Raw genomic sequence first — 22,988 nt, forward strand, 5'->3', positions numbered from 1 at the left:
GTTCACCCGGAGGTCCACTCCCGCGACGGCCGGAAGCCCTAGCGTCGTCGGTCATGGACATGGAGCGCAGCGGCACAGCGGGCATGACACGTCGGGGACTCATCGTGGGGGCGGTCGCCGCCGCGGGAGCGGCCGCGGGCGGGGGCACCGCCTTCGCCGCCGGCGGCAAGCACGACGGCGGCGGCCAGGGGCAGGGCCCGGGGCACGCGCCGGGGAAGGGCCCGGCGGCCTTCAAGCCGCCGGCCTACCGGCTGACCGTCGACGGGGAGTCGGTGATCAGCAGCCGGGTGGACCACCCGGTCGCGCCCGGCATCGCGCTGACCTCCTTCGACGTCTTCGGGCGTACGGGCTGGCTGCGGGCGCACGTGCTCAACGCCGACCTCGGCGAGGCGACGGTCGACCTGGTCGCGGACAAGGTCAGCGACCCTCGGGCGCTCAAGGGCGCCACGGACGGGCAGCACGCGGTGGCAGCGGTCAACGGGGACTACTTCGACATCACCGAGACCTTCGCCGCCGAGGGTCCGGAGATCCAGGGCGGGCGGCTGCGCAAGGGGACCAGCCGGTCCTCGACGGTCATGGCGGTCGGCGCCGACCGGGTGGCGCGGCTCGCCGACCTGATGATCGCCGGCACGGTCACGGTGGCCGGCGCCGCGAAGCCGCTGGCCGCGCTCAACTCGGCCTCGACGCCCGCCGACGGCGTCGCCGTCTTCACCCCGCTGTGGGGCCACGCGGACCGCACGCTGCTCCAGGACCCGGGGCCGTACACCGAACTCGTCGTCGCCGAAGGCCTGGTGACCGCCGTCAACGGGCGGATCACCGCGACGCCGGTGCCCGCCGACGGGCTGATCGTGCTGGGACGCGGCGCCGCCGCGGGCCAGTTGGCCGGGACGCGTATCGGCGACGCCGTCGGCGTGGACTTCGCGCCGCGGAGCGACGCGCCCGGCGCGCTGCGGATGGCGCTGGGCAGCGGCTCGGTGCTGGTCGAGGGCGGCACGCCGGTGGACTTCCCGCCGAGCACCGGCAATGACGCGCCCAAGCCGCGTACCGCGGTGGGCTGGCCGGCCGGCGGCCACCGGCTGCTGCTGGTGGCGGTCGACGGGTCCTCGAACTTCTCCGCGGGCCTCAGCTTCGACGACATGGCCGAGCTGATGGCCCGACTCGGCGCGGACGAGGCCTTCATGCTGGACGGCGGCGGCTCCACCGAGATCGTCGCCCGGCTCCCCGGCGACACCGCGGTCGGCGTCGTCAACACGCCCTCGGACGGCGCCGAGCGCCCGGTGCCCAACGGTGTCGGCCTGTTCGGCCGCCCCGGCTCCGGACAGCTCAAGGGCCTCGACGTCCGGCCGCGGGCCGACCGGGTCGTCCCCGGGCTCACCGTGGACGTCGCGGCCGCCGGCTACGACGAGGCGTGGGGTCCCGCCGCGACCGCCGGGCACCAGGTCGACTGGACGGCCGAGCCCGGTTCGCTCGGCAAGGTCAGCGGCGGCGTCTTCCGCGCCCGGCGCTCCGGCGCGGGCGTCCTGCGGGCACACGCGGGTGCCGCGGACGGCGAGCACGCGCTGCGGGTGCTCGGCGACCTGCACCGGCTGGCCTTCACCGACCGTACGGTCACCCTCGACCCGGGCGCCTCGGCGACCGTCATGCTGACCGGTTACGACGCGGACGGCTTCGACGCGCCCGTGGCGCCGCGCGATGTGGCGCTCGACTACGACACGTCCGTGATCACGGTGGTGGCCGGCGAGGACGGCCTGACGGTGACCGGCGCGGCCGACGGGGGCGGCACGTCGGCGACGCTCACCGCGACGGTGCAGGGCGTGACGGCGAAGCTGCCGGTGACGGTCGGCCTGATCGACGTGCCGCTGGCCGGCTTCGAGCCCGGCGACACATGGACGGCGCTGGCCGCGCGCGGTACGGCGTCGGTCGCGGTGGTCGCCGCCCCGGACCGCCCCGGCGCGGCCGCGGACAACCACGCGCTGCGGCTGACGTACGACTTCACCGGGCAGGGCAGCACCTCGGCGGCCTACGCGGTCAAGTCGCCCGGCCCGGTCACGCTGCCGGTCGGCACCAAGAAGCTCGCGCTGTGGGTCAACGGCGACGGCGGGAACCACTGGCTGCGCGCGATGCTCTCCTCGCAGGGCACCACCAACGTGCCGTTCACCTTCGCCACCACCGTCGACTGGACGGGCTGGCGCCGCGTTGTCGGCGACATACCGGCCGGCTTCTCCGACCCGGTGACGCTCCTGCGCCTCTACATCGCGGAGACCTCGCAGACCAACAAGAACGCCGGGCAGCTGGACTTCGACGGCCTCGCCGCCCAGGTCGGCCGGCAGCCGGACCTGGCGGAGCCGCCGCAGCCCGACCCCTACGTGGTCGAGCAGGGCGAACTGCCCGACCGCCGCTGGACCTTCGCCGTCCTGTCCGACCTGCACATCAGCGCGGCCGCGGGACTGGACTCCTTCTCCGGCCGGCAGGCGGTGGCGGCGCTCGGCCAAGTGGTCGCCGCCAAGCCGGACTTCATCCTCATCAACGGCGACTTCGTCGACAACAACACCCCCGCCGACTTCGACCTCGCCGACGGCCTGCTGCGCGACCACGTACCCGCCGGGCTGCCGGTCCACTGGACCCCCGGCAACCACGAGGCGGGCCTGTCCGCGACCGGCGGCCTCGACACCTTCCTGTCGGTGACAGGGCGGCCCAACAAGCAGGTCCTCGACCACAAGGGCACCCGCTTCATCCTGCTGGACTCGCACACCGGCGACATGCGCACCTCCGACTGGTCCCAGGTGCCGCTGCTCCAGGCCGAGTTGGCGAAGGCCGCCGACGACAGGTCGGTGACCGGGGTGGTGGTCTCCTTCCACCACCCGCTGCACGACCCGTCCGGCGCCGAAGCCTCCCAGTTGTCGGACCAGTTGGAGGCCGGGCTGCTCCAGCGCTGGCTCGCCGACTTCCGCGAGCGGTCGGGCAAGCCGGTCGCGCTCTTCACCGGCCACGCCCACACCGCGTCGGTCAGCCGCGCCGACGGCGTGCTCGACGTGACCACACCCGCGGTCGGCAAGACGCCCTACAGCTCCCCCGACCAGGGCGGCTTCTTCGGCTGGATGCACATCGCGGTCGACCCGCACCCCGCCAGGATCAGGGCGGGCCGCCCGAGCCCCGAGACCCGCGACTGGCTCCAGGCCGAGAGCCGCCCGCTGATCGACGGCATCGACCTGTCCGCCCCGGCGCGGCTCGCGGTGGGCGCGTCGGCCGCGGTCGCGGCGACCGGCATCACCAGCGAGTTCGGCCTGCGCTTCCCGCTGCGCTTCCCGGCCAGCGTGACATGGTCCGGCAGCCACGGCCTGGCGGTGGCCGCCACCCCCGCCGACGCCCGATCCGCCCGCCGCGAGCCGGCCACCCTGGCCGTACTCGACCTCCCCACGTCCACCCTGACCGCGCTCCGCCCCGGCCACATCACCCTCACGGTGACCGCGGGCGGCCTGTCCGCCTCATCCGACATCCCCCTCACCTGACCCCGGATCCCGCCGTCCCCGGCCGGTTGTGGCCGGCCGGGGCGGCGCACCCCCGTGTCGGTCGGTGGGCGTCGCCTCACCCGACGGGGTGCAGGTCACCGATCGCGGCCGCAACGCGGGTCGGACCGTACGTGGCCAGCGCCCACAAGGAGGTGATCTCCGCGGGTGCGGTCCACAGCCCCGCGGCGGCCACGGGCGTGCTGAACGGTCGGACTGTGAGGTGCCGCCTCACGAAGGGGTCGCGATCGAGGTAGCGCATGCCGCCCGTGCCGCAGACGTAGGTGCCGGCGCCGACGGCGACGGTGAGGTCGGCCGGCCGTGCGGAGCGGTCGGAGGACGCGGCGAGGTCGCTGCTGCGCACGATGCTGCCCTGCCAGCCCAGGAGGTCCAGCAGGGCCCGCGTGGTGGCCTCGGCGACAGCCGCGGTTCCTGCCGCCCGCTCGGCGGTACGGGCGACGGGGTCGAGCGCCGCGCGCAACAGCTGCCAGTGGGGGCCCGCGTGGTAATGCTGCGCGGGCAGCTGGCTCAGTCGGCGGGCGGCCGGCTGTCCGCGGTCCTCATGGACGCCACCGCGTCGGCGACGGTGGACCGGTAGAGGCCCAGCTTGGGCCGTAGGACCTGGGCGCCCTTGCCCAGGGGGAAGTTCTGGGTGGCCGCGTCGGGCATGTGGTCCCCGTCGGGGATCACGTTCAGCTCGTCGACGCCCTGGGCGGTGCCGGTGGTCGCGCCGCTCGGGTCGAGGTCGATGACGGCGTAGGCGGTCTGCCGGGAGTGCACGGTGTGGGCGGGCGGGCCGCCGAGGCCGCCAGGGACCAGCGGCTTGACGGCCCGGGTGCCGTCGGCGGACTTGGCATTGTCCAGGTCGACCCGCGGGTAGTAGCTCAGGCCGCAGGCCTGCCCGCCGTTGTTGCGTACGGCGATCACCCGCTGCGTCGGCGCCCCGGCCCGGACGGTGACGCGCACGGTCAGCTGCTGGATGGCGCAGGGGTGCTTGTACGCGTAGGCGTCGGTGTCGGTGCCCCCGCCCGTACTCCCGCCGGTGCCGCTCATCGGCTTGCTCTTGGGCGCGGAGGAGGACGCGGTGGGTGCGGAGGAGGACGGGGCGGTGGTCGCGGACGCGGTGGGTGCGGGCGCGTCGGTGGCCGAGGTGGGCGCGGAGGACGCGGTGGTCGAGGGGGAGGCGGGCGCCGGGCCGCCCGCCGCGTCGGTGGAGTCCGACTGGCACCCGGTCAGGGCGAGGGCGCCGAGCAGCAGCACGGCGGAGGAGGAGAGAGCGGTCGAGAGAGCGGACTTCACGGACACGGTGGCTTGCCTTCGCTGTAGTCGGTGGTGAGGGCGCCACCGTGCGCCACGTCCTGTCCCGCATGCCACAGTCTCGCGACAAAAGGGGACGCCAGAACGCTGCCACCGCCCTGACCTGCGATGATGATCCTTCCTGGAACGCCGGTCCGGGACGACGGGGAGGGTGGAATGACTACGGGCATCGGAGACTTCGCGACGCAACTGCACGAACTCAAGCACCGATCGGGCCTCAGCTACGGCACGCTCGCGACGCGCCTGCACGTCAGCACCTCGACGCTGCACCGCTACTGCAACGGCGGCGCCGTCCCCGGTGACTACGCCCCCGTCGAGCGTTTCGCGCGGCTGTGCGGCGCGAGCAACGAGGAACTGCTGACGCTGCACCGGCGCTGGCTGCTGGCGGACGCCGCCAGGCGCGAACGCCCCGCGCCGGCAACGGAAGCGGCAGAGGCGGCCGAAGGCACGGAGTCGGCGGCGCCCGTACCCCCTCCACCGGCCCGGAAGGCCGCGCACGTACCGCCCCTGAAGGCCGCGCCCGCGCGGATGTCCGGCCCGGCGCCCCGCAAGGAGCCGGTCCCCCGCCGCCGCACCGCGGCCGTCCTGGCCGCCGCCGCCGCGCTCGCCGTCGTCGCCGCGCTCGCGCTGCACAGCGCCCTCGCCGACGGAAAGGCACGAGCCGCCGCACCCCCGCCCTTCCAGGTGTCCGTCCTGGCGGACAACTGGAACACCCCGTGCGACCAGTGGTTCCTGCTGGCGCAGCGGCCGGGGAAGGTGCCGCCGCCTCCCCCGGTGCGGGAGGCGAACGGCTGGGCCGACGCGCTCGGCGGGACTCCGGCCGGGAATCTGCGGCTCGAACTGACCGCGCAGGGCGCGCAGGGCCGGCCGGTCGTCCTGCACGCCCTGTCCGTACGGGAGACGAGCAGCCGCCCGGCGCCCAAGGGCATCGGCTACACGACGGGTTCCGGCTGCGGCGGCGCGCTCACGCCCGCCTCCTTCGACGTCGACCTCGACGCCGCCGCGCCGCGTACGAAGGCCGTGCCCGGCTTCGCGGGGACGGACCAGCCGTCCGCCGTCGCCCGCTTCCCCTTCCAGGTGTCGGACTCCGACACGCAGGTGCTGGACGTGGCCGCGCACACCCGGGACCGGGACGTCAGCTGGTATCTGGAGATCCTTTGGAGCTGCGGCGACCGGCAGGGCACGCTGCGGGTCGACGACCACGGGAGGCCCTTCCGCACGGTCGGCCTCGCGGGCGACCCCGCGTATTTCTACAACGGCGACGCCTGGGAGGCGACGTCGGTGTCCGCCTTCTCCTGAGGCCTGTCCGCCCTACGCGGGACGGCCCTCAGGGCGCCCGGAAGAGGCCGGGGAAGCGGGGCGCGAGCCACGGCTTGCGGCCCCAGGCGAGGATCTTGCCGCGAGTGAGCGCGGAGACCGGGCCGCGGCGGCCGAGGGCGATCAGCAGGAAGGTGACCGGCTCGGCGACGATCGTGCAGTCGGGGCGCCGCGGGCGCCCGGCGCCGACCACGGCCGTGCCGTCGGTGAAGGTCACGGTGAGGCCGCCGCCGTCGCGCACCCGCAGGTCGTAGCAGGCGCTGTGCCCGGCGGCGGCGCGCGCGTCGACCACCCGGGGCATCGCCAGCGTCACGAACGGCATGGCCAGCGCGACCTTCGCCGCGTCGAGCATGTGCGGGCGGCGCAGGGCCCGCGCGATGTCGTAGCCGTGGCCGAGCATGTGGGTGAGCAGGTACGAGCCGAGGGTGCCGAGGTCCATCGGGCCCATGGGAGTGGTGACGCCTTCGCCGGGCGGGCGGCAGGCGGCGGCCGCGGTGAAGGCCTCCGCGTGCGAGACGATGCCGTCCGCCAGGACGGCGCCGCGGCGCTCGGTGAAGTCGGCGAGCCCCGCCGCGTTGACCGCGGCCAGGCTGCCGGGGGTGCCGTCGCCGTAGGGGCGCGGGCGGCCGTCCGCGAGGTCGGCCATCAGCCTGTTGGCCAGCACCAGGTGCGCCGCGGCCTCGCCGACGGTCCACTCGGCCCCGGGGATGCGCACCGCGGTGTCGGCCGCCGTACGCACCAGGTCGCCGATCCGCTCGGCGACCTCGGCTATGGCGGCGGTCAGCGCGGCCTCGGCGGAGAGGGAGGGGGAGACGTCCATGGCGGAGAAGACTGGCCGACCGCGGCCGGTCTGTCCAGGTCACCGCCCTCCCGTCCCGGCCGGAAAGCCCCGCGGGACGGCGCCCGCGGGGTGAGGCCGTGCGCTGCCCGCGGTACCGCCGCTTCCCGGCACGAAAGAGTCGGCACTTATCGGTGCGGGCGGGGTGCCTTGACGGGACAATGCTGCCGGGGCCGCCGACTCGTCATGGGCACGTCGGCCCGAGGACGCGGGGCCCCGGGGTGAGGGAGGGTCAGTGACCACCGATGTGACACCAGCGCTCGCCGTCGTGATCGCCCTGCTCTGCTGGGCGGTCTACGGACTTTTCACCTGGATCCGCGGGATCACGCACCGGTGGAGACTGCCGGCGCCGTCGATCGCCCCGGGCCGGCTGGAGAAATACCAGGGCCAGGCCTTCCGTGAGGTCTGCCGGCGGGCGAAATCCCCGGGCATGCACGTGGCGATGGCCGACTACTTCGCCGAGCGGGACTGGAATCGCGCGGACGCGATGCGCATCCTGGCCGAGCCGCTCAAGCACAGGCTGATCAAGGTCAAGGGCTGGCGTTTCGGCGGCTACGGCGTGACGCGCAAGGGTTGGACCGAATACGAGCGCAGGTTCATCTGGACAGGAGGCGAAGGGGTGCACATCTCGTCGAGCACGGGCGGCTTCGTCGTGGCGAACGTGAACAGCCCGCACGCGGTGGCGCACGGCGGCTACGGCAACCGGACGAACACACCGGACATCCCGCACCAGCAGCTCATCGACGCGCTGCGGGCGGACGCGGCCGCCGCGACGCCCGACGAGTCGGTGCGCGCCCAGGAATACGCCGACGACCTGGCCTCGGCCGTCGACGCGCAGGACACCGACAGGACGACGCGCGTCCTGGGCAGGATCAACGCGCTGCTGGCCACCGCCACGGCCGCCTTCAGCCTGACGCGCCAGCTCCTCCCCCCCAACCTGTAGGGCCGGCCGCCTGCTTCAGCCGACCGCCGCCGCCTCTTCGAGGTAGGGCGGCGGGACCGCGGCGGCGACCGGGACCGGGACGGCGGCCAGGCCGCCGTCGACGCTGGTGAGGGCAGGGGCGGGGGCGTCGACCTGGGTGGCGGACTCGGTGACCGCGATACGGGCGCCGAGGCGCGGCTCGGCCAGCGGGCCGGTCTCGCCGCGCAGCAGCAGGCGGACCGCCGCCCAGGGGAGGTTCACGCCGGTGAAGGCGGTCTGGAAGATGCCCGCGGAGGCCCGCGGGTTGGCTTCGAGCAGCACCGGTCTGCCTTCCAGGTGCCGCAGTTGGACGTTGGACAGGTAGGCGAGGCCGAAGTGCTCGACCAACCGGCGCGCTATAGCGGTGACTTCGGGGTCGTCGAGGAGCAGCCGGTAGCGGCCCGCCTTGGACCGCGCTATCGCCGCGAGCGGGCGGCCGCCGGGCGCCGAGAGGCAGTCGACGCTGATCTCAGGCCCGTCGAGATACGGCATCACCAGGAATTCCGGCACCGGATCGCCCTCGTCCACGGCCCGCTCGAACGCGTCGGCGACGGCGGCCACCGACGCCTGCGGCACCGGCGGTGCGAGCAGGTCGCGTATGCGCAGCGGGCCGTCGTCCAGGACGCGGAAGCCGAACGCCGAATACTCGCCCGCGGGTTTGAGGCACACCTTCTCGCCGCCGGACGACAGCTCCGCGACCGCCGCCCGGAATCCGGCCGCGTCGCGCACCGACCGCCACGGCGGCACCGGCACCCCGGCCGCCCGCGCGGCCTCGTACGTACGGGTCTTGCTCGTCAGCACCTCGACCGCGGCGAGCGGCGAGACCATCAACCGGGTGCCCACGGCGGCGAATTCGGCGACGCGCCCGGCGAGCGCGGCCAGCCGCCGGGGCGGTACGAGCACGTCGATGCGGTGCCGCAGGCAGAAGTCCAGGGCGAAGGCGGCGTATTCGTCGTCGCCGACATGGCGCGGCTCGACCTCTGCCACGTCGCACGCGGCCAGCGCGGGAGCGTCCCGGTCGACGTTCGTCCCGTAGATGTGGACGCCGACGGCGTCCGGGTTGTCGCGGAGCATCGACATCACCTGCGTGGAGGCGACTCCCGCACTGCTGAGCCATATCCGAAGCGCTATCGCGGAGCTCCTCGCCGCTTGGGCAGCACGCGACCGGTGCTGCGCCGATCATGGGTGAGCGGATCGTAACTCCGGTCGATGACGGTGACGTTTCGTAGCAGTGGCCGGCGCAGTACCGGCCGGCCGCGGGCGCAGGTCAGGCGGCCGCGTCCGGACTGCCGCCGGGTGCTCTCAACCCGTCTCGCAGCCGGGTCCGACCGGGCCGCGCGGGACGTAGCCGCGGCGCTCCCGCGGGGTGAGGTCGCGGGCCAGGGCGGCGCAGACGGCGGTGGCCGCGGCGGGGGCGTCCGGGAGCCGCAGGTGGAAGAGGTGGGTGGTGTCGCTGTCGGTGGTGGCGGCCAGGGTGCGGCCGTCCGGGGAGAAGGCGACCGAGTTGACGGGGGTGAAGCCGGCGGTGAGGGTGTTGCGGGTCTGCCGGGTCAGGATGTCGTGCAGCTTCACGGTGCCGTCGGCGGCGCCGGTGGCGACGGTGCGGCCGTCCGGGCTGTACGCCAGGGACGTCACCGGGCTCGCGCCGCCGGGCAGGTCCATCCGCAGCGCGCCGGTCGCCACGTCCCACAGGAAGGCGGTGCCGTTGCCCGCGGCGGTGGCCAGGGTGCGGCCGTCGGGGGCGAAGGCCACGAGTGAGCCGATGAACACCCGGTCGCGCGGCAGGTACGTGTCGACCGGGGTGAAGTGCCGCAGGGTCGCGCCGGTCGCGGCGTCCAGCAGGGTCGTGGTGCCCCACGGGTCGTCGACCGCCAGCTCGGTGCCGTTCGGGCTGAAGACCATCGCCGTCGGCGCGTCCGCCAGGCCCGTCCGCAGGAGGTGCGGCGTGGCGGGCGCGCCGGGCGCGGTGTCCCACCGCGCCAGGGTGCCGTCGAGGGCCGCGGTGACCAGGGTGCGGCCGTCCGGGCTGAGCGCGGCGGTGGTGGTGCCGGGACCGCCGACGACCCGCCCGGGGTCCTTGCCGCGCCAGACGCGCACCCTCCCGTCGTGCGCGAGGAGCGCGACCGTGCCGCCGTCGCGGTCGGTCAGCAGGTGCAGCTGGGTGTAGTGGTCGGGGTGGCCCAGGGGCGTCGGCGGGCCCGTACGGGTCGCCACCCACCGCCCGGACGGCACGTCCCACTGGTCGAGCGACCCGTCCGGCCGGCCGGTCAGCAGGGACGCGCCACCCGGGGTGAAGCCGAGTCCCGTGGCCTTGTCGCCGTTCGTTTCAGGGTCGGGGCTGCCGGCGACGGGCGGCTCGGGGTGGGAGCGGGTGAGGCGGCGGGGCAGCAGCGCGCCGGTCGTGTCGTAGAGCGCGACGCCCCCGTCCGCCAGGCCGACGGCCAGTTGCCGCCCGTCGGCGCTGAGCGCCAGCGTGGAGACGGCCGAGCCCAGGCCCTCCATGGCGGCGGTGCTGCGGCCGTGGGCGATGTCGAAGACCCGTACGGCCGCGTCGTCGTAGCCGATGACCAGGCTGCCGGCGTCGGGGCCGAAGGCGAGGGCGGTGACCTTCTCGGTGACGTCGGCGGTGACCTCCGCCCGCCACAGCCGCAGCGTGGCCAGGTCGCACACGGTGACGACCGGTTGCCTCTCGACGGCGACCCGCTTCCCGTCCGCGCTGAAGACCACGGTGCCGACGACGTAGGGCTCGGGCAGCACGGCGCGGCGGGTGCCGGTCGCGATGTCCCAGACGCTGAGCTCGGTGCCGTCGTGTGCGGCGAGCAGGCGGCCGTCGGGGCTCACGGCGAGCAGCGCGTAAGGGGCGGGCAGCAGGTCGCGGAGGCGGCCGGTCGCGGTCTCGCGCAGCACCACCCCGCCGCCCGGCGCGTTCGCGGCGGCCACCGTGCCGGCCGCGTCCAGCGCGGGTTCCGCGGTGGCGGCGGTCCGAGGGGCCGTCCCGCGCGGCACGTCCGGACCGGTGGTCCTGCCGCCGGGCAGGTCGGTGGTCCTGACGACAGCGCCGGGGTAACCGCTGACGACCCTGCGGTCGCCGGCCGCGAAGGCCAGCTCCGTGACGGGCCGCGCCCCGGCGGCTGTCAGCGGCGCCGTACGACCGCTCGCCACGTCCGCACGCAGCACGCTGCCGTCGCCGAGGCCCCACACCAGGCTGCGCCCGTCATGGCTGAACGCCAGCGCCCCGACCGGACCCGGGTGCGCGTCCCCGGGCAGGAGGTGGCGCCGCAGCGGCACGGCGGCGGCACGCAGGACGCTCGCGTAGGCGTCGGGCGTCCTGCTGGTGCGGTAGGCCCGGACCGCGAGCAGCATGCTCAACTCGATGTCGGTGGGGCCCAGATGATCCGCCTCGGAGGCCATCCGGCGGGACAGCGACTCCCGCTCCGCGGCCACCGCCTTCGTCCTGGCCGACCGCTCGGCCCGGCTCTGCTGCAGGCCGACGCCGACGGCCACCGACGCGAAGGCCAGCAGCAGCGCGAGCGCGGCCGTCAGTGCCCGCATCCGGCGGGCGGTGCGGGCGCTGGTCTGCGTCTCGTCGTCACGGGCCAGGATGCTGGCGTCCAGGAACGACGTCTCCAGCCGGGTCAGCGACGCGCGCTCCCAGTGCGGCCGGAAGGCCGCCTCCGTGCTGCTCAGCCGCACCCCGCGGTAGAGCGCGCCGGCGTCCCGGTCCAGGTCGTGCCAGGCGCGGGCCGCCTCGGTCAGCCTGCGGTGCAGGAACAGCCGCTCGCGGTCCTCCTCGATCCACCCGCGGTAGCGGGGCCAGGCGTGCAGCAGCGCCTCGTGCGCGAGCCGCAGGGTGTCGCCGTCGGCGGTCAGCAGCCGGGCGGCGACCAGCTGTTCGAGCACCTCGCCGGTGCCGCCGCCGACCGCGTCCAGCTCGGCCAGCTCCGCACGCCCGACGGGACGCAGCGTGTCGGCGGTGCCGTCGCCGGGGGCGACCAGCCGCAGCAGGATGCGCCGGGCGACCCGCGCCTGGGCCGGGGTCAGGCGGGCGTGGACCCTTTCCGCGGTCGCCGCTATGGCGCCGTGCAGGCCGCCCGCCGCCTCGTACATCTCCTCGGTGAGCACGCGGCCGCGGCGCCGCCGCCAGGTCTCCAGCAGCGCGTGCGACATCAGCGGCAGGCCGCCCGGCTGCTCGCCGGCCTCGCGGACGATCCGGGCGGTCAGCGAGCGCTCCACGATCAGGCCCGCGGCCGCCGCGGGGCCCACCACGGCCTCCCGCAGGGCTGCCGGGCCCATCGGGGCGACCAGCACGGTGGCGTCCCGCACCGCGTCGGCCAGGCCCTGGTGCTCGGCGACCCGGCCGAAGAAGTCGGCGCGCACGCCGATCACCACCCGAAGCCGGGCCGCGGGTACGGCGGCGGCCAGCAGCTGCCCGACGAAGGCGGCGCGCTCCCCCGCGTCGGCGCCCAGCGTGAACAGCTCCTCGAACTGGTCCACCACGACGACGGTGTCGCCGTGCGGCTCGCCGCCGCCGCGCACCGCGTCGAGCAGTCCGGTGTGCGCGGTCGCCGGGCGCGGCCCGGGGGTGAGCACGCGGATCGCCGCCGGGCGCGGGCCGGGGCCGGGCTCCGCGCGCAGCGCCGGGATCAGCCCGGCGCGCAGCAGCGAGGACTTGCCGCTGCCGGACGCGCCGACCACCGCGACCAGGCGGTGGGCGCGGACCCGTGCGGTGAGCTGCGCGACGAGTTCGTCGCGCCCGAAGTAGAGCTCCCGGTCGGCGGGTTCGTAGCGGGCGAGGCCGCGGTAGGGCGGGTCCGCCGGGCCGTCCTGCTCCTCCGGCCGGCCGGACGCGGCGAGCCAGCGCTCCTCCCACTCCGCGACGTCGCCGCCGCACGCCCCGACGTAGGCGCGCAGCGTCGGCAGCGACGGCAGCCGCTCGCCCGCGGCGGCCTGCGACAGCGTGCTGGCGCCGCAGCCGGAGCGGCGGGCCATCTCGCGGTAGGTCGGGCTGCCCGCCTCCGCCCGCAGCTGCCGCAGCCCGTACGCCAGCTCCCGCAGCGCGCCGCCGGCGGGATCCAGCGCGCGTTCGGGCCGTCCAGCCATGCCCCACCCCTCGTTCCGCCCCCGGGCCGTCCCCACGGCTCCGCGGGTGACGCTACGCAGCGGCGGTGCGCCGGGGCAAGCATGTTCGCCTTCTGCCTCCTTCGCCCCGTCTTTCCCGGGGTTCTCCCGCGTACCATTGATCCGCGCTGGGAGCGGGGCTGCTGAACAATTCCCGGCCTGATGAAGTCGTTCCTGCCAGGCCCGAACCCGGGGGGGGCGTACCGGTCCGTAGCAGTCGGTACACGGGCCTGGCCGGCCCGCCGCGGCCCCGTATCCGCGGCGGGCCCCGGCCTTTCCCCTACGCGGTCGGGGCGGGCGCCGGGGGCGTCGCCTGGGACGGGCGGGCGGTGCTGGCGCGGACGATGAGGGTGGTCGCCAGCTCGATGCGGCGCATCGTGGGCTGGACCTTGCGGCCGAGGTCGAGGACGAGGCGGGCGGCGGCCTCCGCCATGTCGACCAGCGGCTGGCGGACGGTGGTCAGCGGGGGGCCCATCCAGGCGGAGATCGGGAGGTCGTCGAAGCCGACGACGCTGACGTCCTCCGGGATGCGCAGGCCGAGTTCGCGGGCTGCCTGGTAGACGCCCATGGCCTGGACGTCGTTGCCGGCGAAGAGGGCGGTGGGGCGGTCGGGCACCGACAGCATCTCCAGGGCGATGCGGTGGCCCGCCTCGGTCTGGAAGGTGCCGTGTCGGACCAGGCTGTCGTCGCAGGCGACGCCCCCGGTCTCCAGGGCGGCCCGGTAGCCGTCGATACGGGCCCGGCTGCACAGCACGTCGGCGGGGCCGCAGATGACGCCGATACGGCGGTGGCCCAGCTCCAGCAGGTGCCGGGTCGCGGTGTAGCCGCCCTGCCAGTTGGTGGTGCCGATGGACGGCACGTCGTCCGCGGGATAGCCGGCCGGGTCCATGACCACGAAGGGCACGTCCCGGCTGGCCAGCAACTCCCGCTGTTCGGCGGTGAGATCGGACATGATGAGGATGACGCCCGCCGGGTCCCGGGTCAGCACACCGTCGACCCAGGACAGGCCCATCTCCTCGCGGCCCGACGACTCGGACAGCACGAGGGAGAGCCCTTCCCGCCTCGCCACGTTTTCCGCGCCGCGGATAATCTCCGTCGCCCACAGGCTGATCAGCTCGTGAAAGACGAGTTCCAGCAATCCGGAAGGGCGCGCTCTCGCGGCACCGCGCTTACGGCGGTAACCGTGGTCGCGCAGCAGCAGCTCGACCTTTTCCCTGGTGGCGGGTGCCACATGCGCCCGCCCGTTGAGGACTTTGGAAACGGTGGGGGCGGAAACCCCGGCCTGCCTGGCGATTTCCGCGAGCGTGGCTGTGCCGGTGGTCGTCAACCCGCCCCGTGAGCCGGCGGTTTGCGGCTTGCTCGTTTTCGGCACGGTCACTTTCCCATGTTAGCGGTCGTGCCGCACCGATTCCGTTACCGCAATCCCCGGCCGACAACCTTCCCCGGCGCGGGAATACGGGCTTCCGCCAGGTGTAGCACGCCAGGATTGCGTGCGTGTTTCAGCGCATTTCTCCCCGCGTGGCGAGCGACTCGGCCCCGGCGCGGGCGAGTTGCCCGCTGCCGTCCCGGCCGCGGTCGCCGTCGGCGATGACGACGGCATAGCGCCGGGTGAGGGTGGCGCCGTCCTCGACGGCCTCCCGCGGGGCCGAAAGTGTCGGTCCTCGTCCGGCGACGACGACCCGTCCGACGCTACGGTTGACCGCGGGACGGGGTCAACATCCGCAGGCCGGACCGGCCACGGGCTTTCAGAAACATTTCCGCACGATTCCGAGGGGGCGCGCATGACCGCCGACGCACCGCTGCTGCCGGGAGGGATCGGGCTTTCCCGGCTGCGGGTCTACCCCTGGCCGACCGAGGACGACCTGCACGGCGGCTCCCCGCACCTGCACCTGACCTGCACCGAGTGCTACTGCGTGCTCGGCGGCACGGGCGAGCTGCACACCCTCACCGCCGGCGGCCCGCACCGCACCCCGCTGGCCGCGGGCGACGTCGTCTGGTTCACGCCGGGCACGGTCCACCGGGCGGTCGACACCGGGGACCTCGACGTCATGGTGATCATGCAGAACGACGGCCTGCCCGAGGCCGGCGACGCCGTCATGACCTTCCCGCCCGAGCACCTGGCCGACCCGGCCGCCTACCACGCGGCCGCGTGGCTCGGCGACGGCGCCCCCGAGGAGCGCGCGGCTCGCGCCAGGGCCCGCCGCGACCTCGCCGTCACCGGCTTCCGGCTCCTCGTGGAGCAGATCGAGTCGGGGCACCCCGAGGCGCTCGGCGCCTTCCACGCCGCCGCCGCGGCCCTGGTCGCCCCGCGCCTCGACGCGTGGGAGGCCGCCTGGCGGGAGCGGGCCGCGGCCGCCGCGGAAAGCACCGGGCGGCAGATCGCCGCCCTGCGGCGCGGCGACCTGGGGCACCTGGCCGACGCGGCCGTCGCACGGCTCGCACCACCGCCGCAGGACACCCTGGGGATGTGCGGCCGGCTGGCGCCCTACCGGCGGGACGACGTCGGGGAGTCGCCGCCGGCCTGAAGCGGGCACGGAAGCGGCGCGGCAGTCAGGGAGGGCTGCCGCGCCGCAGATCATTCCTGTTGTGTGTCGGCTACTGCCCGCCCTCTCAGCTGGAGGTGCAGCTCACGGTGAGGGTGGGTGCGGATCCGCCGCTGACGGTGTATCCGAAGGTGGTGCTCGCCCCGGCGCCGAGCGCGCCGTTGTACGCGGCGTTCTTCGCCGTGGTCAGGCTGCCGGAGGAGCCCAGCACGCCGTTCCACAGGCTGGTGATCGTGTCACCCGAGGGCTGCGACCACGACGCCGTCCACCCCGAGATCGCCGAGGAGCCGGTGTTCTTGATCGTGACCTGCGACTGATACCCACCGGGCCACGCGTTCACCGTGCTGTACGTCGCCGAGCAGCCCGCACCCGTACCACCCGTCGAACCCGAACTCGAACCCGACGACGTACCGGTCGACGTACCCGTGCTCGTACCCGTGCTCGTACCCGAGGACGTACCGGTGCTCGTACCCGTCGAAGTCCCCGTGCTGGTACCGGTGCTGGTACCGGTGCTGGTGCCTGTCGACGTACCCGAGGACGTCCCCGTCGACGTGCCCGAGCTGGTGCCGCCCGACGTGCCGCCTCCGCTGGTGAGGGCGGCGAGCACGGCGTTGTAGGACGCCTTCTTCTGGTAGTTGCCGTCCAGCAGCAGCGGGGTGTCGCTGGAACGCCAGCTGTACTTGTCGGTGACGCCCCACACCGTGATGCCGGTGCAGCGGGACACCGCGAGGCAGCCCTTGACGATGGTGGTGTAGTTGTTGGCCTGCGCGGTGCCGGAGCCCGCGACGTCGACCTCCGTCATCTGGACGTCGACGCCGAGGTCGGCGAAGCGCTGGAGGTTGGACTGGAAGTCCGAGGGGACCGGCGACTGGCTGTTGAAGTGGCCCTGGAAGCCCACGCAGTCGATCGGGACGCCACGGGACTTGAAGTCCTTGACCATGTTGTAGACGGCGGTGCTCTTCGCGTTGACGCCGTCGGTGTTGTAGTCGTTGTAGCAGAGCTTGGCGTTCGGGTCGGCGGCCCGCGCGGTGCGGAAGGCCTCCTCGATGAAGCCGCTGCCCAGCTTGTCCTGGAAGGGGGAGCTGCGGCGGGCGCCGGACGAGCCGTCCTGGAAGGCCTCGTTGACGACGTCCCAGGCGTAGATCTTGCCCTTGTAGTGGGTCATCACCTGGGTGATGTGGTTGTTCATCGCCGATTCGAGCGCGGAGGCGCTCAACCCGGAGACCCAGCCGGGCAGCTGCTGGTACCAGACCAGCGTGTGGCCGCGGATCTTCATGTTCTGCGCCTGGGCGTGCGCGACGATCTGGTCGCCGGGACCGAAGTTGAACGAGTTCTGACTCGACTCGATCGTGTCCCACTTCATCTCGTTCTCCGGCGTCACCGCGCCGAACTCGGCGTCCAGGGCGGCGGAGTAGGCCGACTCGCCCAGGTGTGCCGTGCTGACCGCGGCGCCGAAGTAACGGCCCTGTGCCGCCGCCGCGTTGCCCAGGGTGCCGACCGCGTGGGCGGTGCCGGCGGTGGCCATCAGACCGATGGCCGCCACCGCGCCTGCCGTGCCCGCTGCGATCGCGATCCGCAGTCCTGAACGCCGGCGCCTGCCGGACTCGCCGCGGTCTCGGGGGGTGTGACTGATCACTTCCAACCTCTTCTTCCTCTTCTGCTGGCAGTCCGGATCAGCACGTGTCGCACCGGTCCGAACGGGTGGGGGTCCATTCGCGAGGGTGTCGCGGCCACGGGAGTGGTGCCGCTTTCGCGGCGTGGCCGGGAGGAGGTGAATCGGTGGCCAGTGTGGACCCTGGGCTTCGAAACGTCAACGATCCCTTTCCGAAACAACCGGACTACGGGCGCCGACTTCTGACGGAGCGTCCGCCAGCCATGTGACGCCTGCGTGCGGGCGGTTTTCCTGTGGCGCACCAGGGGTACCGGCCCAACCGCGCGGAACGGCCACCAGCCGTCGGACGGCGCCAAATGTATTGACTCCGCCACTTAGCGGCCCTAAGGTGCCCGAAACATTCGCGCAAGGGTCGAAAACTTTCGCAAAGTCCTGGGGCCCCCACGCCCTGACACCACCCTGGCCGGAGAGGGAGCCTCCACCAGGGCGGCAACACCTCGAAAGGACACCGCCATGCCCCCCACACGAGCGCCGCGCGGCGCCGGCCTCATCGCCGGCATCCGCCACGGCGGCGGGAAGAAGCGTCTCGGGACGCTGCTGACCGCCCTGCTCGCCGCGGTCGCCTCGATCCTGGCCGCGATCACCCTGTCCCCGCAGAGCGCCTCAGCGGCCTCGCTGACCGAAATCACCAACTTCGGCAGCAACCCGGGCAACCTGCGGATGTACGAGTACGTACCGAACTCCGTGAAGTCCAACCCCGCGATCCTGGTCGCCGTCCACTACTGCACCGGCACGGGACCCGGCTTCTACTCCGGCACCGACTACCACACCCTGGCCGACCAGTACGGCTTCATCGTGATCTACCCCGACGCCAACGTCAGCGGCCAGTGCTTCGACGTCTCGTCCCCGCAGGCCCTCACCCACAACGGCGGCAGCGACCCGACGAGCATCGCCTCCATGGTCGGCTACGTCGAGCAGCACAACGCCGCCGACGCGAACCGCGTCTACGTCTCCGGCGCCTCGTCCGGCGCGATGATGACCGACGTGCTGCTGGGCGACTACCCCGACATCTTCAAGGCCGGCGCCGCCTTCATGGGCGTCCCCTTCGGCTGCTTCGCCACCACCGACGGCTCCGGCTGGAACACCGCCTGCGCCAACGGCCAGATCAGCAGGACCGCTTCGGCCTGGGGCGACATCGCCCGCGCCGCCTACCCCGGCTACAGCGGCTCCCGCCCCCGCGTACAGCTCTGGCACGGCACCGCCGACACCACGCTGAACTACAACAACTTCGGCGAAGAGATCAAGCAGTGGACCAACGTCCTCGGCGTGAGCCAGACCCCGGTCCTGACCGACAGCCCGCAGTCCGGCTGGACCCGTACCCGCTACGGCTCCAACACCGCGCAGGCCCCGGTCGAGGCGATCAGCGTCCAAGGCGTCGGCCACTCCCTGCCCACCAGCGGCATGGTCGCCCGCGCCATCACCTTCTTCGGCCTCGACGGCACCGGCGGCACGACCGGCGGCACCAGCACGGGCACGTCTACGGGCACCAGCACCGGCACCAGCACCGGCACCAGCACGGGGACTTCGACGGGTACGAGCACCGGCACCAGCACGGGCACGTCCTCGGGTACGTCGACAGGCACCAGCACGGGTACCAGTACGGGGACTTCGACGGGTACGAGCACCGGTACGTCCTCGGGTACGTCGACGGGTACGAGCACGGGTACGTCGTCGGGTTCGAGTTCGGGTTCGACGGGTGGTACGGGTGCGGGCTGCTCGGCGACGTACAGCACGGTGAACGCGTGGCCCGGTGGGTATCAGTCGCAGGTCACGATCAAGAACACCGGCTCCTCGGCGATCTCGGGGTGGACGGCGTCGTGGTCGCAGCCCTCGGGTGACACGATCACCAGCCTGTGGAACGGCGTGCTGGGCTCCTCCGGCAGCCTGACCACGGCGAAGAACGCCGCGTACAACGGCGCGCTCGGCGCCGGGGCGAGCACCACCTTCGGATACACCGTCAGCGGCGGATCCGCACCCACCCTCACCGTGAGCTGCACATCCAGCTGACCTGAACCGCACGACAGGAGTACCGCCGTGACCACCACAGCAGAGGGACCGGCCGGCCGGCTGGGCCGGACCACCGGGTCCATTGTCGAGTGCACCCGCCAGGTCGGCTCGTACCTGGCGCTGACCTTCGACGACGGGCCGCACCCGGTCCACACCCCCCACCTGTTGTCCGTGCTCCGCGAGCACGGGGTCACGGCGGTCTTCTGCCTCTGGGGCGCCCACGCCCTGGCCCACCCGGAGATCGTCCGCGCGATCGTCGCGGACGGCCACCAACTGGGCAACCACGGCATGCACCACGACGACATGGCGGGGTGGCCGGCCGAGCGGGTCGAGGCCGACCTGGAGAGCACCACGGCGGCCATCCGCGCGGCCGTCCCCGGGGTGCCGATCCCATATTTCCGCGCCCCCTTCGGCAGCTGGGGCGGGACGCCCGAGGTGGCCCGCCGCCTCGGCATGATCCCGCTCGGCTGGCGCGTCGCCGCGGAGGACTGGGAGCCGCCGGGCAGCGCTGAGCTGGTGCGCCGGGTCGAGTCCCGCCTCACCCCCGGCGCGGTCGTCCTGCTGCACGACGGCGGCGGCGACCGCACGCAGACCGTCGAGGCCGTCGCCGGCCTGCTGCCCCGCCTCGCGGCCCGCGGCTGGCACTTCACCGGCCCCTCCCGCCGCACCTGAGCCGCCGGGCCCGCGCCCCGCCTGCGCACCCGCCCCGCCTGCGCACCCGCCCCGCCTGCGCACCCGCCCCGCGCCGCAAAATCGCAGGTCAGAATGGCGGCCTTCACCCGAATGGCCCCCGGCCGCTTTCGGCATGCCCGTGTCGGGCCGAGTGTGGAAGGTATGCGACCGCACAGGACCAAGCTGGTGTCGTCGCTTCTGGCGCTGGCCTTCCTGGGGGCCTGCTCGGCCCCAGAACATCCGGTGCAGAGGCAACGGCAGACCCGTGCCGTCCTGCACCCGGCGATGCTGCGGCCGGTGGTCGTCGGGCGTACGGCGTGGCATGCCGACGAGGCGGCGGTGCGCAAGGGGCTCGTCTACGACCACTCGGTCAAGGCGGTCTTCGTGCACCACACGGACAACCCCAACGACTACGACTGCAAGAAGGACGTGCCGGCGATGCTGGTCGCCCTCGAGCAGCAGCACATCGCGCTCGGCTGGGACGACCTCGGCTACAACTTCGTGGTCGACCGCTGCGGCGGCATCTACGAGGGCCGCAGCGGCAGCGTGCAGCGCGATGTGCGCGGGGCGCACACCGAGGGCTTCAACACCGACACCATCGGCATAGCGGCGCTGGGCAATTTCGGGGAGGGCCGCAAGGTGCCGCGCGCGATGCTCCGGGCCATCGCCGAGATAGCCGCCTGGCGGCTGGACCCGTCGGCCGACCCGACCGGCAAGGTGCGGCTGGTGTCCAGCAACGACGGCAGCCGCTATGCCAAGGGCACGGCCGCCACGGTCAACGTGATCTCCGGGCATCGCGACGTCTTCTCGACCACCTGCCCCGGCCAGGCGCTGTACGACTCCCTGCCGTGGATACGGAAGACCGCCGCGGCCCTGCGGCAGAAGGCGACGTGGGCGGGCTGAAGGCGGTGAGGGCACGGGCGGCCGCCCCGGGCGCGTCAGGGCTCGGCGGTGGCATACCGCGTCCAGATCGCCCCCGGGTAGGTGCTGCCGGTCTTCTCCCGCGAACGGCTGCCGGTGGTGCCGGTCAGCGGCTCGACCTGCTGCGACGTCGGGTCGATACGGAAGAGGGCGACGGCCGTCGACACCTTCGGGGTGTAGCCGACGTACCAGGCCGAGGTGTTGCCGGGGGCTGTGCCCGCGGTGCCGGCCCGGTCGGGGGCGGTGGTCAGCGCCTCGGTCACGTCGGCGGCGACCGCGGGCGTGAAGGGGTGTGTGACGGTGGGGGACCGGAGCGGGAGGCGCTGTCCGTCGCGGGTGATGCGCAGGACGGAGTAGGGGGCGGTGTGGGTGCCGTCCGCGGCGAAGGTGGCGTAGGCGCCGGCCATCCTGATCGGGCTCGGGGTGGCCGTGCCGAGCGAGAAGTCCGGGGTCTGGGAGCCGAATCCGCTGTCGGGCAGCAGCCCCGCGTCGACCGACGCCTGCCGCACCCGGTCCAGGCCGACGTCCATGCCGAGCTGCACGATCGGCCCGTTGACCGAGGACGCCACCGCCTGCCGCAGGGTGATCTGCCCGTAGGAGCGGTGCCCGTCGTTGGCCACCCGCACGATCTTGCCGTCCCGGCTCCAGTAGGGGCCCTCGGGGGTGTGGACGGCGGCCTTGTCGTCGCCGTCGTAGAGCGTGTCGGGTGTGACGGGCGTACGGGGGGCGTCGCGGGTGAGCAGCACACCGTCGCGCAGACCGGCCGCGTAGACCAGCGGGGCGAAGGCCGAACCCACGGGCACGATGCCGATGTTGGCGTCGTCGAAGCCCTGCTTGACGTAATCGGGGCCGCCGTAGAGGGCGAGGATGCGGCCGTCGGTGCCCACGGAGGCGGCGCCGACCCGCACCTCGCGGTCGGCGGCGCGCTGCGCCGGGCGCAGGGCGGCGAGTTGCCCGGTGACCGCGGTGGCCAGGGCGTCGACCCGGGGCCGCTCGAAGGTCGTGTAGACCTGGTAGCCGCCGCGGTCGAACTCCGCGTCGGAGATGCCGCTGTGCGCGGAGACGTACGCCCTCGCGGTGTCCACCAGGTAGCCGGTCTGGCCGCTGAGCCCCGCGGGCCGCGGCGGCGGCTTCGGCTCGGGGAAGACGGTGTAGGTGGCCCTTTCCGCGGGCGAGAGCCGGCCGATCTTCACCATCCGGTCCAGCACCCACTTCCAACGCGCCACCGCACGGCGGTGGTTGGCGGCACCGAGCGCCGGGTCGTAGAGCCCCGCGCCCTTGAGCAAGGTGGCGAGGAAGGCGCCCTCGCCGGCGTTCAACTGCGAGACGTCCTTGCCGTAGTAGGCCTTGGCGGCGCGCTGCACCCCGTAGGCGCCGCGCCCGAACCAGCTGGTGTTGAGGTAGCCGTCGAGTATCCGCTGCTTGCTCATCTTGCGGTCCAGCTTGACCGCGATGAACATCTCGGTGACCTTGCGCGACATGGTCTGGGTCTGGCTGAGGTAGACGTTCTTCACGTACTGCTGGGTGATCGTCGAGCCGCCCTGCGTCTCGCCGCCGGTCGCCATGTCGGTCACCGCGCGGGCGATGCCCTTGAGGGAGATGCCGGAGTCGGAGTAGAAGGACGCGTTCTCGGCGGCGAGCACCGCCCACTGGACGTCCGTCGGGATGCGGTCCAGCGGCATCGACTGCCGGTCGACCGGCCCGACCCTGGCCATCTCGGTGCCGTCGGCCCAGTAGTAGACGTTGTCCTGCTGGGTGGCGAAGGCGTTGAGGTCGGACGGTATCCGGGTGCGCTGGTAGCCGTAGCCGATCAGCCCGACGAGCAGCAGCATCACCCAGCACAAGGTCAGCAGCGTCCGCCGCACCCATCGCCTCGGGCGCCGCCGCCTCCGGCGCCCAAGCTCCGGGATGCCCGGGGCCCGCCACGGCGCGACGACCCACGCGACCAGGCGTCGCCAACCGTCGCGCGGCGACGACCGCCACCACCCCACTGGCGTGGAGCCGCGTCCGACCCGCGCCTCTCGCCGCGCGGCGCTGCTGCGTAGGTGGGTGCCACCCAGGGGCGCGGGGCTGCTTCTCATCTGCCGCTGGCGCCGCGGGGGCGCGACCGGTCGTC

General features: G+C 73.9%; 15 protein-coding genes. 7 read left to right on the plus strand and 8 right to left on the minus strand.

Features of this window, described 5'->3' with window-relative positions; all coding sequences use genetic code 11:
• Positions 1 to 53 precede the first annotated feature (53 nt).
• Complete coding sequence (locus OG900_19240; GenBank protein ID WUH92037.1) at positions 54 to 3,509, plus strand: phosphodiester glycosidase family protein; 3,456 nt, start codon at positions 54 to 56, stop codon at positions 3,507 to 3,509.
• 76 nt (positions 3,510 to 3,585) lie between these two features.
• Here OG900_19240 and OG900_19245 read toward each other — a convergent pair whose 3' ends face one another.
• Positions 3,586 to 4,038 (minus strand): WbqC family protein, encoded by a 453-nt coding sequence (locus OG900_19245; protein WUH95830.1) that lies wholly within the window; start codon positions 4,036 to 4,038, stop codon positions 3,586 to 3,588.
• Complete coding sequence (locus OG900_19250; GenBank protein WUH92038.1) at positions 4,035 to 4,805, minus strand: DUF4232 domain-containing protein; 771 nt, start codon at positions 4,803 to 4,805, stop codon at positions 4,035 to 4,037. The genes OG900_19245 and OG900_19250 overlap by 4 nt, the downstream gene beginning before the upstream one ends.
• A gap of 174 nt (positions 4,806 to 4,979) precedes the next feature.
• On the opposite strand from OG900_19250, the gene OG900_19255 reads away from it, so the two are divergent.
• Positions 4,980 to 6,122 carry a helix-turn-helix domain-containing protein gene (locus OG900_19255; GenBank protein WUH92039.1) on the plus strand — a complete coding sequence of 381 codons (1,143 nt, stop codon included), beginning with the start codon at positions 4,980 to 4,982 and terminating at the stop codon, positions 6,120 to 6,122.
• Positions 6,123 to 6,150: 28 nt separating this feature from the next.
• Here OG900_19255 and OG900_19260 read toward each other — a convergent pair whose 3' ends face one another.
• Positions 6,151 to 6,960, minus strand: coding sequence for a maleylpyruvate isomerase family mycothiol-dependent enzyme (locus OG900_19260; protein WUH92040.1), 810 nt, complete (start codon positions 6,958 to 6,960; stop codon positions 6,151 to 6,153).
• Between the two features lie 253 nt (positions 6,961 to 7,213).
• Here OG900_19260 and OG900_19265 point away from each other — a divergent pair, with 253 nt between their 5' ends.
• Positions 7,214 to 7,921, plus strand: coding sequence for a hypothetical protein (locus OG900_19265; GenBank protein WUH92041.1), 708 nt, complete (start codon positions 7,214 to 7,216; stop codon positions 7,919 to 7,921).
• A gap of 15 nt (positions 7,922 to 7,936) precedes the next feature.
• Here OG900_19265 and OG900_19270 read toward each other — a convergent pair whose 3' ends face one another.
• From OG900_19270 to OG900_19280, 3 genes are all read right to left on the minus strand, one after another.
• Complete coding sequence (locus OG900_19270) at positions 7,937 to 9,013, minus strand: ATP-grasp domain-containing protein (protein ID WUH92042.1); 1,077 nt, start codon at positions 9,011 to 9,013, stop codon at positions 7,937 to 7,939.
• Positions 9,014 to 9,241: 228 nt separating this feature from the next.
• Positions 9,242 to 13,039, minus strand: a complete 3,798-nt coding sequence (locus OG900_19275) for a hypothetical protein (GenBank protein ID WUH92043.1) — start codon at positions 13,037 to 13,039, stop codon at positions 9,242 to 9,244.
• Positions 13,040 to 13,337: 298 nt separating this feature from the next.
• Positions 13,338 to 14,429 carry a LacI family DNA-binding transcriptional regulator gene (locus OG900_19280; GenBank protein ID WUH95831.1) on the minus strand — a complete coding sequence of 364 codons (1,092 nt, stop codon included), beginning with the start codon at positions 14,427 to 14,429 and terminating at the stop codon, positions 13,338 to 13,340.
• A 409-nt stretch (positions 14,430 to 14,838) separates the two neighbouring features.
• Between OG900_19280 and OG900_19285 the strand changes: the two genes are divergently transcribed.
• Positions 14,839 to 15,582, plus strand: a complete 744-nt coding sequence (locus OG900_19285; protein ID WUH92044.1) for a cupin domain-containing protein — start codon at positions 14,839 to 14,841, stop codon at positions 15,580 to 15,582.
• 85 nt (positions 15,583 to 15,667) lie between these two features.
• Here the strand turns inward: OG900_19285 and OG900_19290 are convergent, their stop codons facing one another.
• Positions 15,668 to 17,125: an endo-1,4-beta-xylanase gene (locus OG900_19290; GenBank protein WUH95832.1), complete on the minus strand. Its 1,458-nt coding sequence runs from the start codon at positions 17,123 to 17,125 to the stop codon at positions 15,668 to 15,670.
• Positions 17,126 to 17,725: 600 nt separating this feature from the next.
• Between OG900_19290 and OG900_19295 the strand changes: the two genes are divergently transcribed.
• The 3 genes from OG900_19295 to OG900_19305 all read left to right on the plus strand — a co-directional run bounded on the left by OG900_19295 (position 17,726) and on the right by OG900_19305 (position 20,854).
• Positions 17,726 to 19,279, plus strand: coding sequence for a PHB depolymerase family esterase (locus OG900_19295; GenBank protein WUH92045.1), 1,554 nt, complete (start codon positions 17,726 to 17,728; stop codon positions 19,277 to 19,279).
• Positions 19,280 to 19,306: 27 nt separating this feature from the next.
• A complete protein-coding gene (locus OG900_19300; GenBank protein WUH92046.1) occupies positions 19,307 to 19,951 on the plus strand; it encodes a polysaccharide deacetylase family protein in 645 nt (214 codons plus the stop codon).
• 162 nt (positions 19,952 to 20,113) lie between these two features.
• Entirely contained in the window at positions 20,114 to 20,854 is a 741-nt protein-coding gene (locus OG900_19305) for an N-acetylmuramoyl-L-alanine amidase (GenBank protein WUH92047.1), read from the plus strand.
• A gap of 35 nt (positions 20,855 to 20,889) precedes the next feature.
• Here the strand turns inward: OG900_19305 and OG900_19310 are convergent, their stop codons facing one another.
• Complete coding sequence (locus tag OG900_19310; protein ID WUH95833.1) at positions 20,890 to 22,704, minus strand: penicillin-binding protein; 1,815 nt, start codon at positions 22,702 to 22,704, stop codon at positions 20,890 to 20,892.
• Positions 22,705 to 22,988: the final 284 nt, after the last annotated feature.

It is taken from the genome of Streptomyces sp. NBC_00433 (assembly GCA_036015235.1).
Lineage (GTDB): Bacteria > Actinomycetota > Actinomycetes > Streptomycetales > Streptomycetaceae > Actinacidiphila.